This is a genomic window from Nonomuraea spiralis, assembly GCF_014648435.1.
GTDB classification, from domain to species: domain Bacteria; phylum Actinomycetota; class Actinomycetes; order Streptosporangiales; family Streptosporangiaceae; genus Nonomuraea; species Nonomuraea spiralis.
Genome location: NZ_BMRC01000008.1, coordinates 289,794 through 315,875, shown reverse-complemented (window position 1 = coordinate 315,875; position 26,082 = coordinate 289,794). Strand labels below are relative to the sequence as shown.

The following is a 26,082-nucleotide window of genomic DNA, read 5'->3' as shown; positions in this document are numbered from 1 at the left end:
GCCCGGTCAGTCGCCGGCGGGGAAGGCCAGGTCGCGGACGCGGCGGACGGCGCGTTTCAGGACCGTGCGGCGCTGCTCGCGGGCCAGCCGTACGGCCTCGCGCCGCCAGCTCTCGGCCTTCTCCCGCCAGCGGGCCGCGTCCCTGCCGTTCTTGGCGGACTCCCGGCGGAGCTGGGCGATCTCGGCGCGCAGCGCGGCCACCCGCTTGCGGTGCAGGAGCAGGTCCTTCTCGTGCCGGGCGGCGAGCACGGCCGACTCCGGCGCCGGGCGCCTGCGGGGCGGGTAGACGCTGGGGCGGCGGCGCAGGCCCCACGACGCGCCGTCCGCCCATTCCAGGCCGAACAGGGCGTCGATCAGGTCGTCCTGGTCGTCGTCGGGGGTGGCGACCAGGGTGGCTCTGGCCAGGGCGGCCGTACGGTCCAGGCGGGCGGCGACCACTCCCCGCGGGGTCTCGTCCAGGGCCAGGCAGAGGGCGCCGAGGTCGTGCTCCTCCAAGTGGGCGGTCAGGCGTTCGAGGGTGTCGGGCGCGAGGGTCCAGCCGGGCGGGACGGTCAGGCGGAAGGGGGCCGCCGTGGCGGCGGGCGGCTCGGTGGCCAGCCGGACGCGGGGGTCGTGCTCGAAGGTGGCCTTGATGAGGCGCAGGTCCAGGTCGGGGTCGTTCAGGGGCGAGCGGCGGCCGGTGGACAACGCGGGCCACGGGCCCGTGAGAGTGAGGCGCACGTCGGGGATCGAGGAGGCGAGCAGGGCGTCCGCGGTGGCGCGGGTGTCCTCGTACGCGCCCGCCGGCACCACCGCCTCCACGTACGGCACCAGCCACTGCCGTCCGGCGTCCGTACGCAGGTAACGCCGGTGCGGGACGCGGTCGGCCACGTAGGGATCGTTGTACCGCTTCAGCGCGGCCACGTCGCGCATCGCGGTAGGCAGGCCGACGTGCCACGCCCGCGACTCCGGATCCGGGACGAACACCGCGCCCGCCTGCGTCAGCCGGTACCCCAGCTCGGTGTCCTCGGCCAGGACCAGCGAGGTGTCCAGGCCGCCGATCGAGCGCAGCAGCGCCGCCGGGTACGACGCCGTCGCCCCCACGTGCACGCGCGCGGCCGTCGCCCCGGACGCCGTACGCAGGCCGTCGTGGTCGTTGATGATCTTCTCGGCCCAGTCGTGGCGGTGCGGCGACAGGGGGAACAGGTCGTCCTCGGCGCCCTCGGCCAGGGCGTCGGCGACCCGGCCCGGCGCGGGCAGCTCGGTGGCCGAGGTGAAGTCGATCCAGCCCAGGCCCACCACGTACGGGGCCAGGTGGTGCCAGCGGAGCTGGGCCTCGACGTGCCGCCGGTGCGGGACCATGTCGGCGTCCAGGACGAGGATCACCTCGCCGGTGGCGGCGTCCACGCCCGCCTGCACGGCCCAGGCGCGGCCCCAGCCGCCCGGCGGGCTGGAGATCAGCTTGGTCGTGCCGGGGACGAGCTCGGGCAGGCGGATGGGGGTGGCGCTGCCGTCGTCCACCACGATCACGTCGAGCAGGTGCTCGGGGTAACTCTGCGCGGACAGGGCGGCGAGCGTCAGGTCCAGGGTCTCCTGGCGGTCGTGCGCGGGGATGACGACGGTGACGGTGAGCGCCGGCTCCCAGGCCCCCAGCTCTGGAGGGTTCAGGACGCCGAAGTCGTTTCCGCGGATGCGGGGGACGGTCATGGGCGGCTGCTCCCCTCCAGCTCCATCAGCGCGCTGGGACGGAAGCCGCGCCACTGGCGGCGGTTGCGCCGCAGGAACGTGCCGATCGGCTCCTGCCACGTGTGGGCCGAGGCCGGGCCGCGACGCAGGATGTACCCCAGGCCGTGGGTGCGGTAGATCTGGCCGCCCGCCGCCTGCAACGCCTCCTGGAACTGGGTGTCCACCGAACGCCGCAGCGGACGGAACCCGCCCACGGCCTGGAACGCCGACCGCTCCACCAGGATCGTGCCGCCCGCCACGAAACTGGTGATCTGCTCGGTGACCTGGCTGCGGTGCACGGTGACGTCGATCGCGGCCAGGTAGACGAACTCGGGCACCGTGCCGACCACCTGCGCCCCCGAGTAGGAGTGCGCGAGCAGCAGGTCGGCCAGGAAGTCGGGGCCGTACCAGTCGTCGTCGTCCATCTTCAGCAGGAACGAGCCCGAGGCCCTGGCGGCGGCCTCGTTCAGCACCTCGCCGAAGACGGCCCCGGGGTCGGCCTCGTACACGGTCAGCGGGCCGTCGAAGGCGGCCAGCGCGGCGGCGACGTCGGGATGCTCCCGGGGGACGCCGTGCAGCGCGAGCACCACTTCGAGCTGGGCGTCGCGCTGGCGGGCGATCTGCCGCAGGGCGAAGGCGACCATGTCCGCGCGCCGGGTGGCCAGCAGGACCGAGGTCAGCGGGGGAGCGGGCGCGGGCGCGCCGAGCTGCTCCCACCGGGCCGCCACACCGTGGGTACGCAGGGCGGCCCGGCGCAACCGGATACTGTGCTCCTCGCGCCGCAGGTCGTCGGACAGGTCGGGCGCGGCGGGCAGGAGCGTGACCAGCTCGTCCCCGAGAGCCCCCGCCCAGCGCGGCACGGCCCCGGTCACCAGCGGCACCCCGGCGGCGGCCAGCCCGGCCAGCACCCGTACGGCCGCCAGCGGCCCGCTGTGCGGATGTTGCCAGCTCACCTCGACGCCGCGGACCTGCCGCAGCCGTGCCACGTCGGCGTCGGTGACCCCGCCGGACTCGGCGAACGCCGTCACGACCTTGCCGTCCAGCAACACCGACCAGCGTCCGTCGTGCTCGGCCAGCGAGGCCATGCCCCGGGACGGCGTGGTCACGAAGCCCTGGGGGTTCACCAGGCGTTCGTCCACGGGCGGGACCATCGACGGCTCGCCGAGCACGTCGGGGTCGGCCAGCGGCGAGCCCGCCCTGCCGGGACGGCCGATGCTCTCCCAGCTCGCGGCCACGATCGTGGGCCGCTCGATGGGCGTCTGATCCCCGGCCCACCCGACCTCGCCCCGGTCGCCCGGCACGCCCGCCGTCTCGCCTCCCGGGACGTCGCCCAGCGTGCGCAGGACGACGTCGCTGCCCGGGGCGCCGACACGTTCCGGGACCGGCCCGCTCACCTCGGCGGGCGTCGCGTTCGGGTCGCCGGGACGCCAGTCGGCCGACCCGATGCCCGCGATGCCGGCCGCCGGCGCCGCGATCACGTCCAGCCGGTGCCCGGCGAACGCGCGCGCGGTCGCGGTCACCGTACGGCCGGCCGGCGTGGCGGCGGAGAAACGCGCGTCCACCACCCACACCCGGTTCCCGGGCTGGTACACCCGCAGGTCCGTCAGCGACCGCCAGCGGTGGGCCGGCGTGGGGGTCGGCACCGGGGCCGGATGCGAGGCGGGCGTGTCGAGCACGCACACCGCCACCCGCCCGGCCAGCGGGAGCAGCTTGTGCAGGGTCGCCACTCTGCGCAGGTCGGCGGGCGTCCCGGCCAGCACGAGGACGTGCCCGGCCGTCTCCGGCTCGGCGGGCGGTTCCAGCAGGTCGCGGTCCAGGTCCACGGCGTTGTCGGGCAGGCCGCCGGCTCCCTCGATCCCGGCCAGGAACACGCGGGCGCCGGGCAGGTCCGCCAGCAGCCCGTCGATCGTCCGGCGCACGGCGGGCGCCCGGTCGGCGATCACCCCGCGCTCCGCAGGTGCCTGATCAGCGAGCTCAGCGGGCCGCGGGCGGGGTCCTCCTCGTCCCGAGGGCCGGACAGACGCTCGACCTCGGCGGCGAGCCGGTCGGCCGTGGCCCGCAGCTCCTTGATCTCCGCCTGCCGACGGGCCGCCAGCGCGCGCCACTTGGCCGGGTCGCCGGTCAGCGGGCCGGCCTCCTCGACGGTGCTGAGGCCGTACTCGCCGCCCTCGACCCACAGCGCGCCGAACAGCTCGTCCACCAGGTCGTCGGTCGCGCCCTCGAAGCGCGCGGCCCGGGCGAAGGCGGCCGTGCGCTCCAGCCGGGCGGCCACCACCCCGTCCGCGTCCTCCGCGAGCGCGAGGCAGACCAGGCCGAGCAGGTCTTCGTCGGCCAGCCGGACGAGCCCGGCGAGGGTGTCGGCGCCGAGCACCCATCCGGCGGGCAGCCGCAGCAGGAACGGGGTCGGGGTGACGGAGACCGGTTCGCTCTCCGCGAACACGACGCGGGGCTCGTGGGCGTACAGGTTGTGCAGCAGCCGCAGGTCGAGCAGCGGGTCGTCCAGGCTGGACCGGCGTCCGCCGGTCAGCTTCCCCCACGCGCCGACGAGTGTGACGGCGGCGTCGGGCAGCGTGCCGGCCAGCGCCGCGTCCACGCTCGCCCGGGTCTCCTCGTACGTCGTGGCGCCCACCACGACCTGGACGTACGGCACCCGCCAGTGGCGGCGCGGATGGCCGCGCAACCAGCGCAGATCCGGGATGAGGTCGCCCAGGTAGGACCAGTTGTGCCGGTGGACCTCCTTCTCGCGCAGCATCACCGTGGACGGCCCGACGTGCCACGCCCTGGCCTGCGGATCGGGCACGAACACCGCTCCCGCCTGGGCCAGCCGGTAGCCCAGCTCGGTGTCCTCGGCCATGTTGAGCGTGGCGTCCACGCCGCCCGCCGCCCGCAGCAACTCGGCGCGTACGGACGAGGAGGCCCCCGTGTGCAGCAGGTACGCGCCGGTCCCGGCGTCCTTGAGCATCCGGGTCGAGTCCAGGGTCTTCCTCGTGTACTCCGATCGGGTGCCCTCCTCGCCGGGGGCCGACACGAACCGGGTGTCGCCGATCACCACCGCGTGGTCGATCAGGTGGTGCCAGCGCATGTGCGCCTCAAGATGGTCCGGCGCGAGGATCATGTCGGAGTCCAGCCAGTGGATCACCTCGCCGGTGGCGGCCAGTTGCCCGGTCTGCCGGGCCGCGCCGCGTCCCCAGCCGTCGCGCACCCGTACGACGCGGGCGTCGGCCAGTTCGACCGGCGGCGTGCTGCCGTCGTCGGCGACCACGATCTCGACGAGCCCGGCCGGATACGTCTGCGCGGCCAGCGCGGAGACCGTACGCTCCAGCGCCTCCTGGCAGTCGTAGGCCGGGATGACGACCGACACGCTCAGCTCGGGTTTCCAGTCCCCGATCGCGGGCGGGGACAGCACCCCGTAGTCGTTGTGCCGGACGCGCGTCATGCCAGGCCCTTGGCCAGCGCGCGGACCTCCTCGCGCAGCTCTTCGACCTCTCGCGCCCTGGTCATGGCGTGCACCCGGTCCTCGCCGAGCGAGGCGAGGATCGCGCCGATGTCGTCGGCCCGGCGCGCGGCGGACTCCTCGACGGCCTGCACCAGCAGTTCCAGCCGGGAGTCGAGGTTCTTGATGGCGGCGGTGGCGCGGGCGAGCTCGGCCTCGTGCTTCTTCATCCGCAGGTCGATCCGGTGCGCCTTGCCGTCCACGCGGCGCACGGTGAGCAGCAGGAGGGCGAGGGCGGCCAGCGTGACCGCGAACCCCGCGACGGCAGCCGCCGCACCGAACGTGAGCAGGCCGGCCAGGACGAGGAGCACGAGTACGCCGGCAGCCGCAACTCCGAGAAGTGCGGCGGTCGCTGCCAGTCGGCGGGGCGAGAGCATCCGCGCAAACCTTTCGTAGTCACGACTTGTCTGGCATAGGGGCCGGGTCGGATTATTGACACCTTAATAAACCCCGAGCACTACCGTGCCATAAGTTCCTGTAGGAAAACTGGGAACCCTCCGCCCCACGACCTGCGCCGCCCGTCATGCGAAAGCTGCCCGTCTGTCTACTGATGAGTAAAACGGGCGTAAGGTAGGCGCCGATCACGTCTCGTCCGGCCGAGGAGCACGTCCCATGTCCGTCACCCCCTGCGGCTTCACGCGTACGCCGGGCAAGGGGTTCGCCCGGCTCCACTGGGCGGACGGATGGCGGGTCGACGGCGGGCCGCCCGAGGCGTCCGAGCCGCATTCCCTGCGCGGGCTGGAGATCGACTGGCCCGGCGCGCCGGTGCCGCTCGACGGCCTGACCGGCCTGGCCGGGGCCGGGATCCCGCTGACCGCCCAGGACGCCCCCGCGTGGGTGCCGGGCGACCTGGCCGCGCTGCTCACCGACCGCGACTGGCTCGCCCAGCCCGCCGACGGCACCGCGCGCAGCCTGGCCGACCTGCGGCGGGAGGAGCACAGCGTACGTCTGCGCCGGCTGGTCCACCGGCCGGCCCGCGTGTCGGTCAGCATCGTCATGTCGACCAAGCGGCCCGGTCTGGTCGGCGCGGCGCTGGCCCAGATGGAACGGCAGCGCGGCGTCGAGGCGGAGGTGCTGATCGGGCTGCACGGGGTGGCGTTCGAGCAGGTACGCGCGGCCGTCGAGGCGTGCTCGCTGCCCGTCAGGTGGGTCGAGGCGGCGCGGTCGGTGCCGTTCGGCGAGGTGCTGAACCGGGCCGCCGCCATGGCCTCGGGCGACTACCTGGCCAAGTGGGACGACGACGACTGGTACGGTCCCGACCACCTGTCCGACCTCGTCATGGCCCGCTCGTACGCGGGGGCCGACGTGGTGGGCACGACGGCCGAGTTCTTCTACCTGGAGCCGTTGCGCGCCACGATCCGGCGTACGACGTTCGCCAGTGGGGCGGCGTACCCTAGCGAGGTTTGGGCAGATCACGTGGCTGGAGGCACCATTTTGCTCCAAAGCGCGAAATTTCGGGAAATTGGTGGATTTCCTGCGCTACCGCGTGCGGTTGATCTCGAGTTCCTCAAAGCGGCACAAAAGATCGGGGCGCGTACGTATCGCACCCACGGCCTCGGCTACGTCCTGCGCCGAGGGCTCACCGACGAGCACACCTGGCAGTTGCCCCTGGCGCATTTCGTCAGGGTCGCCACGAACCAATGGCGCGGCTTCCGGCCGAGCCTGCTGATGGAAAGCGCATGAACCCGAGCCAGAACCCGCCGGTGCGCGGCAACGACTACCGCGTGCTCCGGCTCCAGGAGGACCTCACCCCGTCCCTCACGGTCAGCGTGGTGATCCCGGCCTACGGCGGCCAGGACAAGCTGGACCTGGTGCTGGCCGGGCTGGCCCGCCAGACCTACCCGGCCGCGCTCACCGAGGTCGTCGTCGTCGACAACGGCAGCGCCCCGCCCCTGCGGTTGCCCGCCGTACGCCCCGAGCGCACCCGCCTGATCGTCTGTCCCCAGCCCGGCCGCGCGAACGCCCGCAACGCCGGTCTGGCCGAGGCGACCGGCGAGGTGATCCACTGGCTCGACTCCGACGTCGTCCTCACCCCGGGCGCCGTCGAGGCCCACATGCGCTGGCACCACGCGGCGCCGTACCTGGTCGTGACCGGCTACATCAGGTTCACCGGCGCGAAGGTGCCCGCCGAGCTGCCCGCCGACCTCGAAGAGCACTTCGAGCCCGCCGAGCCGCACACCTGGATCGTCGACCTCGTCGAACGCACCGACGGCCTCACCGCCAACCCCCAGCGCCCCTTCAGCCTGCACGTCGGCGGCGCGACGTCCGTGGGCGCCCGCCTGATCGAGGCCGCCGGACCCATGGACGACGAGCTGATCCTCGGCCAGGACACCGAGATGGGCTACCGGCTGGGCCAGGCCGGCGCCGTGTTCGTGCCCGAGCCGCGCGCCCTCGCCTACCATCTCGGCCCGACCATGCGCATGCGCGACAAGCTGTCCATCGACCGGGTGAGCCACGCGTTCGTGGCCGACCGCATCCCGGCCTACCGGTGGTTGCGTTCCCATCCGTCGCGGCAGTGGAAGGTCCCGTACGTCACCGCCGTCGTGGACGGCACGGCGGGCTACGACAGCGTGCGCGCGACGGTGGACGCGCTGCTCGCGGGCACCGTCGCGGACCTGTCGGTGCTCCTGCTCGGCCCCTGGGACACCCTGGACCGCGAGCGCCGCGCCCCGCTCGACGACCCCGGCCTCGACCTCGCGCTGGTCCACGGCCACTACCTGCACGACCCCAAGGTGCGCCTGGCCACGGCCGAGGAGATCGATCCGGCCACGCCGTTCGTGTTGCGCCTGCCGCCCGGCTGGATCCCCGGCGAGGACACCCTCGCCGTCCTGCTCGACCTGGCCCGCGACGAGGGGCTCGGCCTGGTGGCCGTGCTGCTGGGGGAGTCCTCGCAGGGCGTCGTCGCGGCCCGGCTGGAACGTGCCTCCGCCTTCGCCAGGGCCCGCATGACGGTCGCCGACCTCGGTGACCACGGTGACTCCGCCGACCTCGACGACGTGGTGGACGCCGTGTCGGGCGTGTCCTGGGTCGAGGGCGAGACGTACGGGTTCACCACGGAGGCCGCGCCCCCGATCGGCCGGCGCGGGGCGTACCGGGCGCGGATGGAGGCACAGGCCGAGCTGGCCAGGCTGGCCAGGGAGGCCGACCGCCTGCGCGCGCAGGTGACCAAGTGGAAGGACGAGGCCACGCGGTGGCGCAAGACGGCCGTCGAGCTGCGGCGGGACGTGAGCACCCTGCGCCGCCAGCTCGCCGCCGCGAACCGCGCGCAGCAGAGCCTGCGCACGCTGCTGTCCGCCACGATGAAACGCGCCCTCGGCAGACGCCTGCGCGGCTGACCGCCCACGCGCCGCCCACACCCCGCCCCGCGAGCTTTCCGGAGCGGGACGGGGGTCAGTTCGGCCGCAGGGCCGACTTCAGGCGTCTGAGCAGGGTGTTCTCCGGCGGCTCCACCGTCACGGTCACCGGCGCGGGGATCGTGACCGGCTCCGGCTGCGGAGGCGCGGGCCAGTAGCGGTCCGGCGGCTCGTGCCGTACGCCATGGGTGCCCTCGACGACGTCGTCGAGATCCGCGCCCGGACCGGCCAGCAGCAGCGCCCGACCCAGCGCCGAGGTGCGTTCGAGCCGGGCCGTGCGCCCGTCGGGCAGGTCCACGACGAGCACCCCCGCCAGGTCCTTCTGCACTGACTCGACCATGCGCTCCAGCGTCGCCCGGTGCAGCGGCACGTCCACCGGCCCCCGGTAGCGGAACGGCGTGGGCGACGGCGTCGGCGCGGCCTCGTCGATGAGCCGGATGCGTTCGTCATGGGCGAACAGGTCGCGCATCAGCCGCAGCTCGAAGCACGGGTCGGACAACACGGCCCGCCGCCCGTCGTTGAGCCGCGACCAGGGCCCGACCAGCGTCACGACGACGTCCTGGAGCTTGCCGTCCAGGGCCGCCGCCACCGCCCGCCGCACCACCGACTCGGAGGTGTCCGTGACGTCCAGCACGATCTCCACGTACGGCACCAGCCACCGCCGCCCCCGGTCCTTGCGCAGGTCACGGCGGAGCGGGATCCGGTGCGCCAGGTACGGCTCCACCGCCCGAACGGCCCGCTCCCTGTCGCGGTGCTGCGCCGGCAACCCGAGATGCACCGCCTGCGCGGCCGGGTCGGGCACGAACACCACGCCGTGCATGGCCAGCCGGTAGGAGAACTCGGTGTCCTCGCCGCGCACCACGGTCGGGTCGAGCCCGCCCACGGCGTCGAAGACCTCGCGGCGCAGGGCGAAGGTCGGCCCGGTGCACACGTGGTACGGATTACGGCTCCTGCGCAGCCCGTCGGTCTTCTCGATCGTCGCCTCGGTCGAGCTGGACACGGCCCCGGCCAGGTCGAACACCTCGTCCAGGCGCGCTGCGCGGAAGACCTGCCGGGCGGTGACCGGCGGCGCGTCCACGAACTTCTTCATCCCGATCGTGACCAGGTAGTCGGTCTCGTGGTGCCAGCGGGCCAGGGCCTCGATGTGCTCGCGGCAGGCGACCATGTCGGCGTCGAGCCGCTGGATGATCTCCCCGTCGGCGGACTTGGCGCCGGTGTTGACCGCGTTCGAGATGCCCCAGCCGTCACGCACCGGGACGAGCCTCGTGTTGACCGGCCGGATCTCCGGCAGCCGGACGGGCGGCGCGCTGCCGTCGTCCACCACCAGGACCTCCATGAGATGGTCCGGGTACGTCTGTGCGGCCAGCGCGGCCAGCGTCAGCTCCAGCTTGTCCTGCCCACCGTGCGCGGGTATCACCACGCTCACGGACAGATTCGGTGACCAGGCCCCGAGCTCCGGCGGCACTACTGGTGAATAGTCGTTCTGCCTCAAAGCAGGACGCGCGTTCATGGTGACCCCCTGCCGAGACCTTATCGGGAGATGCTGAGAATTTCCTGAATAGTGCCCCTGTCCAATGACCTGTCCAGCCATTGGACGCGGATCCGCGCCAGGTCCGCGCACCCCGTACACTCGGTGCCCAACAGCGCAGGTAGGGAGTCATCATGGGCAGGTCGTGGCGTGGCCTCATCGAGGAGTACCGAGAGCGTCTTCCGGTCACCACGAAGACGCCCGTCGTCACGCTGCTCGAAGGCGGCACCCCGCTCGTCCCGGCCCGCCGGGTCTCGGAGCTGACGGGGTGCGAGGTCTACCTGAAGGTCGAGGGGGCGAACCCGACCGGCAGCTTCAAGGACCGCGGCATGACCATGGCCATCAGCAAGGCGGTCGAGGAAGGCGCCAAGGCGGTCATCTGCGCCTCCACGGGCAACACCTCGGCCTCCGCGGCGGCCTACGCCGTACGCGCGGGGCTGACCTGCGCCGTGCTGGTGCCGAAGGGCAAGATCGCGATGGGCAAGCTGGCGCAGGCGCTCGTCCACGGGGCCACGCTGCTGCAGGTCGAGGGGTCGTTCGACGACTGCCTGGAGATGACCCGCAAGCTGTCGGCCGACTACCCGATCGCCCTGGTCAACTCGGTCAACCCGTTCCGGCTGCAGGGGCAGAAGACGGCGGCGTTCGAGATCGTCGACGCGCTCGGCGACGCCCCCGACATCCACTGCATCCCGGTCGGCAACGCCGGCAACATCTCGGCCTACTGGATGGGCTACCAGGAGTACGCCGAGGACGGGATCTCGACGAAGCGGCCGCGCATGTTCGGCTTCCAGGCCAGCGGCTCGGCGCCGATCGTCGAGGGCGCGCCGGTGGCCCACCCCCACACGATCGCCACGGCGATCCGCATCGGCAACCCCGCGTCCTGGGGCCTGGCCACCGCCGCGCGCGACGAGTCCGGCGGCGTCATCCAGGCGGTGACCGACCGGCAGATCGCGGCGGCGTACAAGCTGCTGGCCCAGGAGGAGGGCGTGTTCGTGGAGCTGGCCTCGGCGGCGAGCGTCGCGGGGCTGCTCCAGGCGCACTCCCAGGGCCTTGTCGAGCCCGGGCAGCGCATCGTCTGCACGGTCACCGGCAACGGCCTGAAGGACCCCGACTGGGCCATCTCGGGCGCGCCCGCCCCGGTGGTCATCCCGATCGACGTGCACGCCGCCGCCGCGGCGCTCAACCTCGCCTGAGGCATGCACGTGGAGTGAGCGAATGACAAGGGAATCGTGAACCAATGACGACGGTGCGAATCCGCGTGCCGGCCACGTCCGCCAACCTGGGGCCCGGCTTCGACGCGCTCGGCCTCGCGCTCACCCTCTACGACGACGTGGAGGCCACGCTCACCGCCGAGCCCGGTGTGCGTGTGAGCGTGGAGGGCGAAGGCGCGGGCGAGGTCGACCTCGGCGAGGGACACCTCGTCATCAGAGCCATGCGCGAGGCGTACGCCCGCATGGGAGCGCCGCAGCCCGAGGGCATCCGCCTGCGCTGCGTCAACCGCATCCCGCACGCGCGCGGCCTCGGCTCGTCCTCGGCGGCCGTCTGCGCCGGCATCCTGGCCGCCCGCGCGCTGAGCGACGCCGACCTGTCCGACGACGACGTCTTCGCCCTGGCCACCGAGATGGAGGGCCACCCCGACAACGTCGCTCCGTGCCTGGCCGGGGGCCTGACGGTGGCCTGGACCGACCACGTGGGCGTACCGCGTATGGTGAAGCTGGCCCCCGACGAGAGGGTCCGTCCGGTCGCCGTCGTACCTTCTACGCGGTTGTCCACGGAGACCGCTCGGGGGCTGTTGCCGAAGGACGTGCCCCACAAGGACGCCTCCTTCAACGCCGGCAGGGCCGCGTTGCTGATCGCCGCGCTGACCTCGCGGCCGGAACCCGATCTGTTGCTCGCCGCCACCGAAGACCGTCTCCACCAGCCCTACCGCGCGCCTGCCATGCCGGAGAGCGCGCATCTGGTAGAACGTCTGCGTGCAGTCGGCGTGCCCGCGGTCGTTTCGGGGGCGGGTCCCACGGTTCTTGCGTTTTCGTCACCGGATACGCAGGATTTGATCGCGCCAGAAGTGGGTAATGACTGGCACATCCAGCAAATGGACGTCGACCCGGTTGGTGCGAACGTTCAGTTCCCCGAGACACGCTGATGCCTCTTTAGACCTTCAGGGAATAGCCGTGTGCGCTGGTGATGTTAGGCTGATAGCCGCACCAGATGCCCCCTTGGTGGGTGCGTGCTTGTCAGCCATACATCGCTGCATCATGTTTCACGTCGCGAGGCGTGAGCAGCGCGGCTGTCTCCCCGGAATCCGTTGCCTCCGGTTGGCCCACACCCGGTTGGCTCAACGTGAGGCGGCGACGACGGGGACCTGCGCGTTCGACACACATCGACATCTGGTTGGCGACAGCAATCTGGGGGGTGTCAGCCACGCGCCACGGTCCTGTGGCGGCCTGGACGAACCCCTCCCCAAGAGTGGCGGCCGTCCGCGACAGCCGAAGATCGCAACGTGCACCCCGACCCGGTCTGTCCCGCCGGGTCGCAAGCACCTCCGGGACGCCCGGCAGAACAAAACCGGCGCCCGACCCCTGGGAAGGACCTATTAGTTGAGCGACACCACCGAACTCCTCTCCGACGCATCAGGCGCTCAGCCCGCGTCCGGCGACACCCCCACCCGCGCCGCGGCCAAGCCTCGTGCGCGTCGCTCCGGCACCGGCCTGTCCGCCAAGGTGCTGCCCGAGCTGCAGAAGATGGCCGCGGAACTGGGCATCAGCGGGACCGGGCGCATGCGGAAGAGCCAGCTCATCGCGGCCATCCAGGAGAAGCAGGGTGGCGCCTCCGGAGACGGCGCTCCGGCGGCACCCGCGGTTGAGGCGGCGCCCGTCGTGACGGAGGCAGCGCCTCCCGCGGCCGAGCGACCCACCCGTACACGCAGGGAACGTTCCCGCACCAAGCCGGCCGAGGAGGCCGCACCGCAGGCCGCAGAGCCGGTGGCCGCGGCCCCCGAGCCCGTGGCCGCGCCGGCCGAGCCGGTCGTCGAGCAGCAGGCCCAGGTCGTGGACGCCGGTCAGGCCGACACGCGGGGCGAGCGCGAGAGCCGTCGTGAGCGGCGCAGCCGCGGCGAGCGCCGTGAGCGTGGCGAGCGCAGTGACCGCGGCGAGCGCGCCGACCGCGCCGACCGCACCGACCGCGGTGAGGGCGGCCGTGCCGAGAGCAGCCGCGGCGACCAGCGCGCCACGGACGCCGGCGGCCGCGGCGACCAGCGCGGCGACCGCGGCGACCGCGGTGAGCAGCGTGGTGATCGTGCCGACCAGCGTGGTGACCGTGCCGACCAGCGCGGTGACCGTGGTGACCAGCGCGCTGACCAGCGCGGTGACCAGCGTGGCGGCATGGATGACGACGACCGCGGCGGGCGTGGCCGCAGGGGCCGCTTCAGGGAGCGCAACCGCGGCCGCGGCCGTGACCGCTTCGACAGCACCGAGCCCGTCATCGGCGACGACGACGTGCTCATCCCGATCGCCGGCATCCTCGACATCCTCGACAACTACGCGTTCGTCAGGACGAGCGGCTACCTGCCGGGCAGCAACGACGTCTACGTCTCGCTGGCCCAGATCCGCCGCAACGGCCTGCGCAAGGGCGACGTCATCACCGGCGCCGTGCGCCAGCCGCGCGACGGCGAGCGCCGCGAGAAGTTCAACGCCCTGGTCCGCCTCGACACCGTCAACGGCATGGACCCGGAGCAGGCCCGCAACCGGCCCGACTTCAACAAGCTGACGCCGCTCTACCCGCAGGAGCGCCTGCGCCTTGAGACCGAGCCGAACATCCTCACCACGCGGATCATCGACCTCGTCTCGCCGATCGGCAAGGGCCAGCGCGGTCTGATCGTCTCGCCGCCGAAGGCCGGTAAGACGATGGTGCTGCAGGCGATCGCCAACGCGATCACCCGCAACAACCCCGAGTGCCACCTGATGGTCGTGCTCGTGGACGAGCGTCCCGAAGAGGTCACCGACATGCAGCGGTCGGTCAAGGGCGAGGTCATCCACTCGACCTTCGACCGTCCGGCCGAGGACCACACCACGGTCGCCGAGCTGGCCATCGAGCGCGCCAAGCGCCTGGTGGAGCTGGGCCACGACGTGGTCGTCCTGCTCGACTCGATCACGCGACTGGGCCGCGCCTACAACCTGGCGGCCCCGGCCTCCGGTCGCATCCTGTCGGGTGGTGTCGACTCCACGGCGCTCTACCCGCCCAAGCGCTTCTTCGGCGCCGCCCGCAACATCGAGAACGGCGGCTCGCTGACGATCCTCGCCACGGCCCTGGTCGAGACCGGGTCCAAGATGGACGAGGTCATCTTCGAGGAGTTCAAGGGCACCGGCAACATGGAGCTCAAGCTCAACCGCTCCCTGGCCGACAAGCGCATCTTCCCCGCGGTCGACGTGGACGCGTCCGGCACGCGTAAGGAAGAGATCCTCATGGCCAAGGATGAGCTCCAGATCGTCTGGAAGCTGCGCCGGGTGCTGCACGCGCTGGACATGCAGCAGGCTCTTGAGCTTCTCCTGGAGAAGATGAAGGAGACCAAGTCCAACGCCGAGTTCCTTCTGCAGGTCCAGAAGACCACGGTGAGCAACGACCGCGACTAGCGGCCGCGCGTTCTCGAAAGGGCGGCGGGGAGTTCATCTCCTCGCCGCCCTTTCGTGTGCCGGACGGGCCATGGTCCGGGGGTGGGGTTAACCCCCGGTCGGGTCTGGCGCTCGCTCCATTCACCTCGCCGTCGCCGCCCGGCAGGCTGGGGGCATGCGATCGGTGCGGATGAAGGACAGGGTGGCGTTCGGGCCGAAGGGGCCGTTAGGGGTGCTGGTGGACCCCATGACCTGGCGGGCGGCTCCTTACCTGCTGGTCAGCGGGGGGTTCGGACTGGTCTGGTTCGTCGTGGTGACTCTGGCGACGGCGCTGGCGGTGCCGCTGGTGGTCGTCTGGGTGGGCCTGCCGCTGACGATGGCGGCCGTGCTGATGTGGCGCGGCGGCGCGATGGTGGAGCGGCGGTTGTTGCGGGCGGCGTTCGGGGTGCGGATCGCCGATCCGTACCGGGGCCGGCCCGAGGGCGGGTTGCTGGCGCATCTCACCTGGCTGCTGGGCGACAAGGCCACCTGGCAGGACCTCGGCTACCTGCTCATGCTGCTGCCGCTGGGCCTGGTCGAGTCCGCCCTGTCGGTCGTCCTGTGGACGGCGACGGCGATGTTGCTCTTCGTGCCCCTTGCGCGCGTCCTGTACGTCCTGGGCGGCGTCGACAGCGGACTCGTCGTCGACAACTGGCCGGGCGCGTTGCTGGCGGGCGCGTTCGGGGTGCTGCTGCTCGTCCTGACGGCCTATCTCGTACGGGGGATGGCCTGGCTGCACGGCACGCTCGGCACGGTGCTGCTCGGCGGCAGCGAGGAGGAGCGGTTGCGGGCCAGCAGGGCCAGGGGCATCGACGCGGCCGAGTCCGAACGCCGCAGGATCGAACGTGACCTGCACGACGGCGCCCAGCAGCGGCTGCTGTCGGTGGCGGTGGACCTGGGACGCGCGCAGGCCAAGTTCGACACCGACCCGGAGGAGGCCAGGACGCTGATCGCCCAGGCCCACGCGGGCACCAAGGCGGCCATCGCCGAGCTGCGCAACCTGGCCAGGGGCATCCACCCGGCCATCCTCACCGACCGGGGGCTCGACGCGGCGCTGTCGGGGCTGGCCGCGCGGGCGCCGGTGCACGTGGACGTCTCCGTCGAACTGGCCGAACGGCCGCCCGCCGCCGTGGAGAGCATCGCGTACTTCACCGTCGCCGAGGCGCTGACCAACCTCGCCAAGCACTCGGGCGCGAGCGAGGCGTCGGTGACGGTGTTCAGGGACGACCGCGGTGTGGTCGTGGACGTCTGGGACAACGGCATCGGCGGCGCGGCCGTCACGCCGGACGGCGGGTTGTCGGGTCTGGCCGACCGGGCGGCCACCATCGACGGCGTGCTCGTGCTGCACAGCCCCGTCGGAGGGCCGACGATCGTGCGTGCGGAGCTGCCCTGCGAATGGTAGTCATGTGCTCATGCGCGTGGTCATCGCCGAGGATTCCGTACTGTTGCGCGAGGGGCTGGCGCGGCTGCTGGCCGACGGCGGGTTCGAGACGGTCGCGGCGGTCTCCGACGGGCCCGCGCTGGTGTCCGCGGTCCTCGAACACGAGCCCGACCTGGCGATCGTCGACGTGCGCATGCCGCCCAGCCACACCGACGAGGGGCTGCGGGCGGCGCTGAAGGTCCGCGCGGCCAGGCCCGACTTCCCGATCCTGGTCCTGTCCCAGTACGTCGAGGAGCGCTACGCGGGCGAGCTGATCGGCAGGGCCGTCGGCTACCTGCTGAAGGAGCGGGTGGCCGACGTGGCCGAGTTCATGGAGGCGGTGCGGGAGGTCGCGGCGGGCGGCACGGTCATCGACCCGGAGGTCGTCGTGCAACTGCTCAGCCGCCGGCGCAGGGGCGCCCCGCTCGACCTGCTCTCCCCCCGGGAGCGCGAGGTCCTGGCCCTGATGGCGGAGGGCCGTTCGAACACCGCCATCGCCTCCAGGCTGGTCGTCACCGAAGGGGCGGTGGAGAAACACGTGTCCGGCATCTTCGCCAAGCTGGCCCTCGGGCCCGCGCCCGAGGACCATCGGCGAGTGCTCGCCGTTCTGACGTACCTGGGTCGCTGATACGGCCTGCACCCGGGGTTGGGGATGCGGGCCGTACCCGCTACCTCACGTCCACGAACTCCTGCGGCGACAGGGAGCTGCGCGTCTTGCTCGTGCCGGGCACCTTGACCTGGAAGTAGCCGTCCTTCTTGCCCTTGAACGTCTTGCTGTACTTACCGGTCGAGGTGGCCTTGGCGTACCCCATGAACTTGTACGTCTTGGTGCCCTTGGTCTTGAAGTACACCTCGACGATCTTGTTCTTGTACGCCTTGGTGCCGCGGTAGACCTTGCCGTACACCTTGAACGCGCGGCCCTTGTTCACCTTGTTGGGGGCCGAGATCGTCACCCGGGTCTTCGTCTTCTTGGACGCGCCGCCCGCGGGGGCGACGACCGAGAACGACGCCTCGCCCTTGAGCGTCTGGCCGCCGCGGGTGGCGTACACCTCAAGGGTCCAGGCGCCCTCGGTGGTGTCGTCGCTGAAGTACGTGACGCCCCGGTAGTAGCCGTCGGACTCCTTGGACAGGTCGCCGAGGTCGTAGTACTCGCTGGTGGCGTCGCTGACGAGCTTGGCCGAGACCGTGCCCGCGTCCTTCACCGACGCCTCGACCGTGACCCTGGTGTCCTTGCCCTTGACGAGCTGGACGGGGTCCGGCGTGACGTTCGCGCCCGAGATGCCCTGCTTGCCGGACACCTTGACGGTGAAGGTGCTGGCGCCGCCGCCGCTGCCGCCCGTACGGGCGACGTTGACGGTGAGCTTCCAGTCGCCCGCCGGGTCGTCCTTGCCGATCGTCCACTTGCCGGTGACCGACTTGTCGGCGGCCGGGGAGGGCGTGGTGGTCGGCGTGGTGGTGGGGGTCGAGGTCGAGGTGCTCGGCGTGAAGTCGAACGTCACCGTGCGCGCCGACTTGCCGGGAGGCTCGATGGACCCGGTCACGCTGGTGGCGGTGTCCGGGTTCCTGAGCTTGAGCGTGACGGTGGCGTCGATGTCCTTGTCCAGCGGGACGTACGCGCTCGCCGACGCGTCCCCCGTGAAGTCGTCGGCCGCCGCGTACGCGGCGGCCGACGCGCCGGTGGCGGACAGCCCCGCGCCCCCGAGGAGAACGGCGGCCCCCGTGGCGGTCGCCAGGAGCAACCGCACCCTTCTCTTCATCAGTTGGATGATCCTTTGGCTAAGTCCCATTTGAGGGAAAAGTGATAGTTTGTGCAAAGGAGCCTAGTGTGGCGCACGTGGTCGCGTCATGAAGATCGCGGGAATGCCCGATGGCCTGGGTTGGTTACACGATCTGGCACACTGGTAGCTGACCATTTTGCGGTTCCGGTTCACGCCATGCGTGAAGGCGACCCGGCGGCCGCAGCCCGAAAGGACAGCGATGAAGCGCGACATCCACCCCGATTACCACGTGACGCAGGTCTCCTGCTCTTGCGGTAACACGTTCACCACCCGCAGCACCGCGAAGAACGGCGTCATCCACGCCGACGTGTGCTCGGCCTGCCACCCGTTCTACACGGGCAAGCAGAAGATCCTCGACACGGGCGGCCGGGTGGCTCGCTTCGAGAAGCGTTTCGGCAAGAAGGCCACGGGCAAGTAGCTTCACCGACGCCGACCCGGCCGCATTCGCGTGCGCCGGGTCGGCGTTGTTGGTGAAACGGCAGTCAAACCACTGAAGGACCCACGGTGAACCTCGACGAGTTGCTCAAGGAGTATTCCGAGCTGGAGCTGCAGCTTGCCGATCCCGCCGTGCACGCCGACCAGAACAAGGCCCGCACCCTCGGCAGGCGCTACAGCCAGCTCACGCCGATCGTCAGCACCTACCGCGAGCTGGACTCGTCCCGCGAGGACCTGACCGCCGCGAAGGAGCTGGCCGGCGAGGACGAGGGGTTCGCGGCCGAGGCGGCCGAGATCGAAGAGCGCATCCCGCAGCTTGAGGAGAAGCTCAAGCACCTTCTCATCCCGCGCGATCCCAACGATGACAAGGACATCATCATGGAGATCAAGGCGGGCGAGGGCGGCGAGGAGTCCGCGCTGTTCGCCGGCGACCTGCTGCGGATGTACCTGCGCTACGCCGAGCGTCTCGGCTGGAAGACCGAGATCATCGACACCCAGCCCTCCGACCTCGGCGGCTACAAGGACGTCACGGTCGGCATCAAGGCCAAGGGCGACGAGGGCGTGTGGTCCAGGCTCAAGTACGAGGGCGGCGTCCACCGCGTGCAGCGGGTGCCCGTCACCGAGTCCCAGGGCCGCATCCACACGAGCGCGGCCGGCGTGCTGGTCTACCCGGAGGCGGAGGAGGTCGACGTCCAGATCGACCCCAACGACCTGCGCATCGACGTCTACCGCTCCAGCGGCCCCGGCGGCCAGAGCGTCAACACGACCGACTCGGCCGTACGCATCACCCACCTGCCCACGGGCGTGGTCGTCTCCTGCCAGAACGAGAAGAGCCAGCTCCAGAACAAGGAGTCGGCGATGCGCATCCTGCGTGCGCGCCTGCTGGCCGTGGCCCAGGAGCAGGCCGACGCCGCGGCGCAGGCCGAGCGCAAGTCGCAGGTGCGGACGGTCGACCGCTCCGAGCGCATCCGCACGTACAACTTCCCTGAGAACCGGATTTCCGACCACCGCGTAGGCTTCAAGGCGTATAACCTCGACCAGGTTCTCGACGGTGAGCTCAACGCCGTCACCCAGGCACTCATCGACGCCGAGATGGCGGAGAAGCTCGCACAACACTCATGACATTTCTGCTGGACGAGATCGCTCTCGCCACCGCTCGGCTGGCCGAGGCAGGTGTGCCTTCGCCGCGCACGGACGCGGAGGAGATCGCGGCGTTCGTCCACGGCGTGCGCAGGAGCGAGCTCCACACGGTCAAGGACTCCGACTTCGACGCGCTGTTCTGGGAGGGCATCGCCCGGCGGGAGGCGCGTGAGCCGCTGCAGCACATCACCGGCCACGCCTACTTCCGCTACCTGGAGCTCGCGGTCGGCCCCGGCGTGTTCGTGCCGCGGCCGGAGACCGAGGTCATGGCCGGGTGGGCGATCGAGACCCTGCGCGCCATGGACGTCACCGCGCCGCTCGTCGTCGACCTCGGCACGGGCTCGGGGGCCATCGCGCTGTCGATCGCCCAGGAGGTCGCGCTGGCCGAGGTGCACGCCGTCGAGGTCGACCCGGCGGCCTACAGCTGGGCCAAGCGCAACATCTCCGAGCTGGGCCAAGGGCGTACGCATCTGCACCCGGAAGACCTCGCCGGAGCGCTTCCCGAGCTCAACGGCAAGGTCGACCTGGTCATCTCCAACCCGCCGTACATCCCGCCCGGCGCCATCCCGCGCGACCCCGAGGTCCGCGACTACGACCCCTCCAGAGCCCTGTACGGCTCCGGCGACGACGGGCTCGGCGAGGTGCGCGCGGTCGAGCGCACCGCCCGCCGCCTGTTGCGTCCCGGCGGCTGGGTGGCCGTCGAACACGCCGACGAGCAGGGCCGGGCGGTCTACCTGACCTTCCCCGAGGACAACGGCTGGCGCGACGTACGCCTGCGCCAGGACCTCACCCGAAGGGACCGCTTCGTCACGGCCAGGCTCGGCCAGGACTAGGATGCACGCCGTGGGAAGACGCTTTGACTGCTCCGACCTCGACCAGCGGGCCGAGGGCCTGATCGAGGCGGCCACCGCCGTGCGCCGCGGCGAGCTGGTCGTGCTGCCGACCGACACCGTCTACGGCATCGGCGCCGACGCGTTCATGCCGCCGGCCGTCACCGCGCTGCTCGACGCCAAGGGGCGTGGCCGCGAGATGCCGCCCCCCGTGCTCGTGGGCACCGTCAGAGCCGCCACAGCGCTCGTGGACGACCTCGGGCCCTACGGGCAGGATCTCATCGACGCCTTCTGGCCCGGGCCGCTCACGCTGGTCTGCAGGGCCAACAGGGCCCTTTCCTGGGACCTGGGCGACACCAAGGGCACGGTCGCCGTCCGGATGCCGCTCCACCCGGTCGCGCTCGACCTGCTCAAGGAGACCGGCCCGATGGCCGTCTCCAGCGCCAACCGCTCCGGCGCCCCCGCGGCGACGACGGCCGAGGAGGCCCAGGAGCAGCTCGGCGACTCGGTCGCGGTCTACCTCGACGGCGGCAAGACCACCGACAACACGCCCTCGACCATCCTCGACCTCACCACGGCGGTGCCCCGGATGTTGCGCCGCGGCGCGATCCCGGTGGAGAAGCTGCGCGGCATCATCGGTTACGTCGCCACAGACGACTGACGTATACCGTCTCTTTATCCCGGCTGCGGTGACGCGGTCGCCGCGATTACGGTGAGTCCCGGAACGGCGACACGTCCCGGGAGTGGCCCATGGGCAAGTTCGACGGCATGGATCCCCAGTTGGTCCGTGACCTGCTGACCGAGGTCAAGCACGCGTCCTCGGAGTTGCGTACGGTCGAGGACCAGGTCAGGGCTACGTTGAGCCGTGCCGGGCTGGCCGCGAGGAGCACACATCGTCCGGTCCAGGTGGCCGACTCCGCCGACCAGATGGTCAAGGACGTCAACACGCGGCTGGCCACACTGGAGAAGCGGGCCGACGGCAAGCTGGGCGACACGTCGAAGACGGGCGGCGGCGGCACGACCGACGAGCCGAAGGACCTCCCCGGCACCCGCAACGACAAGTACGACAACCCGCGCGCCGACGCGACCCCCAAAAACCCCGATCCCACCCCGGCGCACCCCTCCACCCCCAAAGAGCCCGACACCACCCCCGCCCACCCCTACACCCGCGAGCACACCGACCCGAAGCCCGCCGATCCGAAGCCGTCCGATCCCCCCGCCCCGAAGGACCACGACGCCAAGACGGGCGGCGACCACAAGACGGGCGACCACAAGACGGGCGACAACGCGAGGACCGGCGACGACGGTGCCAGGTCGGACGGCGACGGGAAGGCGTGCGACGACGCCGACAAGAACACCGGGACCAGCGGAAACGACTCCAAGACCAACCCCGGAACCGACTCCGGCCCCGACTCCAGTACCGGCGACGGCTCGACCGCCGACGACCCCAAGGCCCCCGACCAGGACAGCAGACGCGACCGGGGAGCGGAGGCGGACACCGGCACGACCAACGTCCCCGCGAAGGACCAGCCGGACGACGCACACAAACCCCAGATCGTGGTGGTCGACGGTGTGAAGGTCCTCCAGGTCCCCATAGACCCGCCCACGGCCGACCAACTGGAGTCCCTGCTCAGGAACACCGACCACGTCCAGCCCGCCGACATGCCCACCGTCCGCGCCGACGGCGCCCCGAACCCCGACACCTGGGCGAACGACGGCAGCGACGCCGCCTCCGTCAACGCCGGCAGACCCGATCCGGACGCCCTGAACAGGCCGGTCGTGGACCGCGCGCGGGACATCCCACCGATGGACATGCCGGACGTACAGGCTCCCAAGGGCGATTACGGCCTCGGCGAAGGGGCTCCCAAGTACATCCAGCCGGACGGCCCGACCGGCTCCGTCGCCCCCGGCACCCCGTCCGGCGACGACGGTACGCCGCCTCCGGTCGCGGGCACGTCCGACGGCACGCCGCCCCCGGTCCCGGGCACGTCCGACGGCACGGCGTCCACGACGGGCGGTCGCGATGCGCCGCTCTCGGTGCCGCCGACGGCCCCGGCCGGGGGCGGCGACGGCCCGTCGGCACCGTCAGCGGCTACGGCGGGGGGCGGTGACGGGTTGTCGGTGCCGACAGGAGAGGGCGGCACCGGCACCTCGACCACCGCTCCCGGCAACGGCACCCCCGCCGGCCACCACCACAACCCACCTGCCGCCACCGGCCACCCGTACGGCACCCCATCGGACGCGGGCAACCCCCAAGGCACCCACCCGGACGGCACAGCCTCCTCCCACCCCCGCACTGACGCCACCCCTGGCAACAGCACCCAGCCCATCGGCGGCACCGGCCACTCGAACACCGGCACGGGCGGCACGTACGGTGACACCGGAAGCGCGGGAGGAACCGGAGAAACCGGGGGAACCGGGGGCACCGACAACGGCACCGGCCGGTCCAACGGCGACGCCACCGGCTCGGGCGGCCCCATGGACATCCGTCGGCCGGACGATGGCACAACGGACACCGGCCGTGCGGACGGCACCGGTCGTGGGGATGGCACCGGTCGCGCGGATGGCGGTGGCCGGGCTGACGGCGGGACAACGGACACTGGCCGCGCCGACGGTGGTGCCTGCGCAGACGGCAGCGCCGCAGACGACAGTCGCGCCGACGCCGGCGCCTCCAACGGCAGCCGCGACACCGGCGCCGGCAACGCCGATGGCGGGCGTGCTGACGGTGGTGTCGCGAACGGTGGTCGTGACGTCGGCGGTGGCTATGGGCACGGCGCCGGTGGCAACGCAGATGGTGGGCGTGCCGATGGAGGGGCCGGTGGTGGTGCCGCCGACGGGGGCCGTGCTGGCGGCGGGGCCTCTGATGGCGGCCGTGCTGGCAATGGTGCTCCCGATGCTGGTCGGGCCGGAGGTGGCGGCGCGGATGGGAGCGGGGTCGGGCGTGGTGACGGCTCCGGTGGGGTGCGGATTCCGCCCACACCGTCCGGGGGAGGGGACGCCGTCTCACCTGGGGGAGGCGCCGCTGTCGGAGGGGACGCTGCGGGAAGGGACGCTTCGGGAGGGGGCTCTGCGGGGGCGGGAGGCGGCGCGTACGGCGGGGGTTCCACGGGAGCGGGAAGCGGCGATGGCTCGGTCGGGGGGCTCGACACACCCAAGGCCGGTGCTGGCGTCAGCGGTGGCGATGTCGCCGGTGGGGTCTGGGCCAGGGAGGGCGGTGATGTTGTGGTTGTGGATATGCCCGGCGTTCGGTCGGAGGCGGTTGGGGTGTTGGTGGACAATGCGCGTGATGTCCAGCCGCTCGACATGCCCTCTGTCGAGGTTCCGCCCGGTGCGTACGGCAGGGGTGAATGGGCGGCCAAGGACATCAGGCCGGACGGCCCATCTGCTGAGATCGATCCAGGGATGCCGGGAAGGAGCGCGTGATGTACGTCGACCCGCCCGCCCCCAAGCCCAGAGGCAGGGACGAGATGCCTCCCGTGACGGCCGCGGGCCCGCTGGACAACCAGCCGCTGGCGTACGAGTTCAATCCCGATTACGAACGCCTCATCACCGCCTGGAACACCGTCATGCCCATGCTGGAGAAGCTCAGCACGGCCCTCGACAAGTCGTACGCGCTGGCCAAGAGCCCCCAGACCTGGGACGCCCCGGTCGGCGAGCGCTATGTGCAGGACCTGCGGGAATGGCGGTCCAGGCTGGCGCTCTACCGGCACTCCGTGCTCACCGCGATCAGCGACGAGGCGGACGACACCCCGAGATGGATCCCCAGCCAGACCGGCGCGCCACACGCCTTCCCCTGACCCGCTGCCCCCCTGACCCCACGGCCACTGACTCGCTGCGCGACCCGGCGCTGCGGCGCCAACTCAAAGTCGCCAGCTCAAGGCCGCTGTCCCAAGGCCGTTGACCGGAGGCTGCCGATCCAAGGTCGTCGATCCAAGGTCGTCGGCTCAAACCTTCGGGTGCGGTGCGACCGCGTTCCCGAGGCTGACCGACTTTTCGGTCTTTAGTGGCATTGCCGGAGAGGTGGGTACATGGTTGCTCGCCGACACAGCACGCCCGATCGGGCCGATGACGTGGCGTTCCGTCGGCGGTGCCACACGCGGACGTCGCGACGCTCGCCATCCTCAGGAGCCGCCTGGCCACCGGGGGTCACGCTCGGCCGCGACGGTCATCCCGTACGATCCGGAGCCGACGCACCTCACCTCCGGGACGGAGGTGAGCGCGCCGCGCACGACCACGTGGGACGCGGTCCCGTGGGGGATGGGAGAGGTGGGAAGTCCGGTGTGGCTCGTGGTGCGTGGTCCGGGCGCGGAGGCCGAGGTCAGGGAAAGAACGTTGGCGCTTCTCGCCATCCATCAGCCATATCTCAGCGAATATTAAGCTGGTCTGTGTCGGTTTCCGGTCACAGCTGGCCGGAGCATCCGGGAAACTAGGGTCGTGCGCGAATACCTCTTCATGGCGCTCATCTCGGCAGCGGTGACGTACCTGCTGGTTCCGCTGGTGCGCCGCTTCGCCATCCGCATCGGCGCCATGCCCGAGGTCCGCGCGCGCGACGTGCACACCACGCCGACGCCCAGGCTGGGCGGCCTGGCCATGTACGGCGGCCTGGTGGTCGGCCTGCTGGTCGCCAGCCAGCTGAAACACACCGGCGCGGCGCTGTCGGAGTCGGAGGGCAAGGCGGTCACCGCGCTGATCGTCGCGGGCGGCCTGATCACGCTCACCGGCTTCCTCGACGACTGGTGGGGCATGGACGCCTTCATCAAGCTCGGCGGGCAGATCGCGGCGGCGGGCGTGCTGGTCTACTTCGACCTGCGGCTGCTCTACATCCCGCTGCCGAAGGACTGGGGTGGCTCCACCAGCCTCGACTACACGCTGAGCACGATCATCACCATCCTGATCGTGGTGGTCACCATCAACGCCGTGAACTTCGTCGACGGGCTCGACGGGCTCGCCGCCGGCATCGTGTGCATCGCCGCCATGGCCACGTGGGCGTACTCGATCCTGCTGGCGCAGAGCATGAGCGTGGGGAACATCACCACGACGGCGGCCATCGCGGCCGTCCTCATCGGCACCTGCCTGGGCTTCCTGCCGCACAACTTCCATCCCGCGAAGATCTTCATGGGCGACACCGGGGCGATGCTGATCGGGCTGGTGCTCGCCTCGTCGATCGTCACCGTGACGCCGCTCGACCCGGCCGCCATCGAGGACATGAACAAGGTCCCGGTGTTGCTGCCGCTGATGTTGCCGGCGGCGGTGCTGGTCCTGCCGCTGATCGACCTGATCACCGCCGTGGTGCGGCGCACGTCCCATGGCATGTCGCCGTTCGCGCCCGACCGCGGCCACCTGCACCACCGGTTGCTCGACATCGGCCACTCGCACCGCCGTTCAGTGTTGATCATGTACGCGTGGGCGTTCCTGTTCGCGTTCGGCATGGTGGCGATGTCGCGCGAGGGCGTGCCGGTGTTGCTGTTCGTGGTGGTCATCGTGCTGGCGCTGGCGGTGCTCGTCCTGATGGCGGCGCCGCGCTGGAGGGGCAGGGGCGGCGCGCACTCGTCCCCGCGCAGCAAGCAGCCCGACGACGACGGCCCGCCCACCGGCCCGATGCCGCCGATCACCCCGGAGACCGAGGTCAGGCGCCGGATGCCGCCGCAGGAGGGCCCGTCTTCGCAGGAACGCGCGAGCGCCGAGGGCAAACCGGTCATTCCTGCATTTCCGAGCCGTCCGTGATCGGGAACTAGAAACGGCAGGTAAAAGCGGT

The 26,082-nt window shown here is 71.7% G+C and carries 20 protein-coding genes; 14 read left to right on the top strand and 6 right to left on the bottom strand.

Annotated features, from left to right (window positions below):
- Positions 1–6: 6 nt before the first annotated feature.
- The 4 genes from IEZ27_RS22055 to IEZ27_RS22040 are packed head-to-tail and all read right to left on the bottom strand — an operon-like array spanning position 7 to position 5,574.
- A complete protein-coding gene (locus tag IEZ27_RS22055) occupies positions 7–1,686 on the bottom strand; it encodes a glycosyltransferase (RefSeq protein ID WP_189648947.1) in 1,680 nt (559 codons plus the stop codon).
- On the bottom strand, positions 1,683–3,647 hold the full coding sequence (locus IEZ27_RS22050; RefSeq protein WP_189648946.1) for a glycosyltransferase: 1,965 nt from the start codon (positions 3,645–3,647) through the stop codon (positions 1,683–1,685). Before IEZ27_RS22050 ends, IEZ27_RS22055 begins: the two co-directional genes overlap by 4 nt.
- Positions 3,644–5,140: a glycosyltransferase gene (locus IEZ27_RS22045; RefSeq protein ID WP_189648945.1), complete on the bottom strand. Its 1,497-nt coding sequence runs from the start codon at positions 5,138–5,140 to the stop codon at positions 3,644–3,646. The genes IEZ27_RS22050 and IEZ27_RS22045 overlap by 4 nt, the downstream gene beginning before the upstream one ends.
- Complete coding sequence (locus IEZ27_RS22040; RefSeq protein ID WP_189648944.1) at positions 5,137–5,574, bottom strand: hypothetical protein; 438 nt, start codon at positions 5,572–5,574, stop codon at positions 5,137–5,139. Before IEZ27_RS22040 ends, IEZ27_RS22045 begins: the two co-directional genes overlap by 4 nt.
- A 235-nt stretch (positions 5,575–5,809) precedes the next feature.
- On the opposite strand from IEZ27_RS22040, the gene IEZ27_RS22035 reads away from it, so the two are divergent.
- Positions 5,810–6,880, top strand: a complete 1,071-nt coding sequence (locus tag IEZ27_RS22035; RefSeq protein WP_189648943.1) for a glycosyltransferase family 2 protein — start codon at positions 5,810–5,812, stop codon at positions 6,878–6,880.
- A complete protein-coding gene (locus IEZ27_RS22030; protein WP_189648942.1) occupies positions 6,877–8,532 on the top strand; it encodes a glycosyltransferase family 2 protein in 1,656 nt (551 codons plus the stop codon). Before IEZ27_RS22035 ends, IEZ27_RS22030 begins: the two co-directional genes overlap by 4 nt.
- A gap of 55 nt (positions 8,533–8,587) precedes the next feature.
- Here the strand turns inward: IEZ27_RS22030 and IEZ27_RS22025 are convergent, their stop codons facing one another.
- Positions 8,588–9,976, bottom strand: a complete 1,389-nt coding sequence (locus IEZ27_RS22025; protein WP_229824209.1) for a glycosyltransferase — start codon at positions 9,974–9,976, stop codon at positions 8,588–8,590.
- A 236-nt stretch (positions 9,977–10,212) separates the two neighbouring features.
- On the opposite strand from IEZ27_RS22025, the gene thrC reads away from it, so the two are divergent.
- The 5 genes from thrC (at position 10,213) to IEZ27_RS22000 (ending at position 16,772) form a co-directional block, all read left to right on the top strand.
- Positions 10,213–11,271 carry a threonine synthase gene (gene thrC / locus IEZ27_RS22020; protein ID WP_125631691.1) on the top strand — a complete coding sequence of 353 codons (1,059 nt, stop codon included), beginning with the start codon at positions 10,213–10,215 and terminating at the stop codon, positions 11,269–11,271.
- Positions 11,272–11,315: 44 nt separating this feature from the next.
- A complete protein-coding gene (thrB, locus tag IEZ27_RS22015; RefSeq protein ID WP_189648940.1) occupies positions 11,316–12,221 on the top strand; it encodes a homoserine kinase in 906 nt (301 codons plus the stop codon).
- Positions 12,222–12,675: 454 nt separating this feature from the next.
- Positions 12,676–14,706, top strand: coding sequence for a transcription termination factor Rho (gene rho, locus IEZ27_RS22010; protein WP_189648939.1), 2,031 nt, complete (start codon positions 12,676–12,678; stop codon positions 14,704–14,706).
- A 154-nt stretch (positions 14,707–14,860) separates the two neighbouring features.
- Positions 14,861–16,126 (top strand): sensor histidine kinase, encoded by a 1,266-nt coding sequence (locus tag IEZ27_RS22005; RefSeq protein WP_229824208.1) that lies wholly within the window; start codon positions 14,861–14,863, stop codon positions 16,124–16,126.
- A 10-nt stretch (positions 16,127–16,136) separates the two neighbouring features.
- Positions 16,137–16,772, top strand: a complete 636-nt coding sequence (locus tag IEZ27_RS22000; RefSeq protein ID WP_125631685.1) for a response regulator — start codon at positions 16,137–16,139, stop codon at positions 16,770–16,772.
- 40 nt (positions 16,773–16,812) lie between these two features.
- On the opposite strand, the gene IEZ27_RS21995 is transcribed toward IEZ27_RS22000, so the two are convergent.
- Positions 16,813–17,901: a hypothetical protein gene (locus IEZ27_RS21995; protein ID WP_189648938.1), complete on the bottom strand. Its 1,089-nt coding sequence runs from the start codon at positions 17,899–17,901 to the stop codon at positions 16,813–16,815.
- Between the two features lie 220 nt (positions 17,902–18,121).
- Here IEZ27_RS21995 and rpmE point away from each other — a divergent pair, with 220 nt between their 5' ends.
- The 7 genes from rpmE (at position 18,122) to IEZ27_RS21960 (ending at position 26,051) form a co-directional block, all read left to right on the top strand.
- Complete coding sequence (gene rpmE, locus IEZ27_RS21990) at positions 18,122–18,340, top strand: 50S ribosomal protein L31 (protein WP_043616312.1); 219 nt, start codon at positions 18,122–18,124, stop codon at positions 18,338–18,340.
- A gap of 86 nt (positions 18,341–18,426) precedes the next feature.
- Positions 18,427–19,479: a peptide chain release factor 1 gene (prfA, locus tag IEZ27_RS21985; protein WP_189648937.1), complete on the top strand. Its 1,053-nt coding sequence runs from the start codon at positions 18,427–18,429 to the stop codon at positions 19,477–19,479.
- Positions 19,476–20,330, top strand: a complete 855-nt coding sequence (gene prmC, locus IEZ27_RS21980; protein WP_189648936.1) for a peptide chain release factor N(5)-glutamine methyltransferase — start codon at positions 19,476–19,478, stop codon at positions 20,328–20,330. Before prfA ends, prmC begins: the two co-directional genes overlap by 4 nt.
- Before the next feature lie 10 nt (positions 20,331–20,340).
- Positions 20,341–20,988, top strand: coding sequence for an L-threonylcarbamoyladenylate synthase (locus IEZ27_RS21975; protein WP_189648935.1), 648 nt, complete (start codon positions 20,341–20,343; stop codon positions 20,986–20,988).
- 89 nt (positions 20,989–21,077) lie between these two features.
- Positions 21,078–23,750, top strand: a complete 2,673-nt coding sequence (locus tag IEZ27_RS21970; RefSeq protein WP_189648934.1) for a hypothetical protein — start codon at positions 21,078–21,080, stop codon at positions 23,748–23,750.
- Positions 23,750–24,124, top strand: a complete 375-nt coding sequence (locus IEZ27_RS21965) for a hypothetical protein (RefSeq protein WP_189648933.1) — start codon at positions 23,750–23,752, stop codon at positions 24,122–24,124. The genes IEZ27_RS21970 and IEZ27_RS21965 overlap by 1 nt, the downstream gene beginning before the upstream one ends.
- Before the next feature lie 637 nt (positions 24,125–24,761).
- The gene (locus IEZ27_RS21960) at positions 24,762–26,051 is read left to right on the top strand and encodes a glycosyltransferase family 4 protein (RefSeq protein ID WP_125631671.1); all 1,290 of its coding nucleotides are present in this window, start codon (positions 24,762–24,764) and stop codon (positions 26,049–26,051) included.
- Positions 26,052–26,082: the final 31 nt, after the last annotated feature.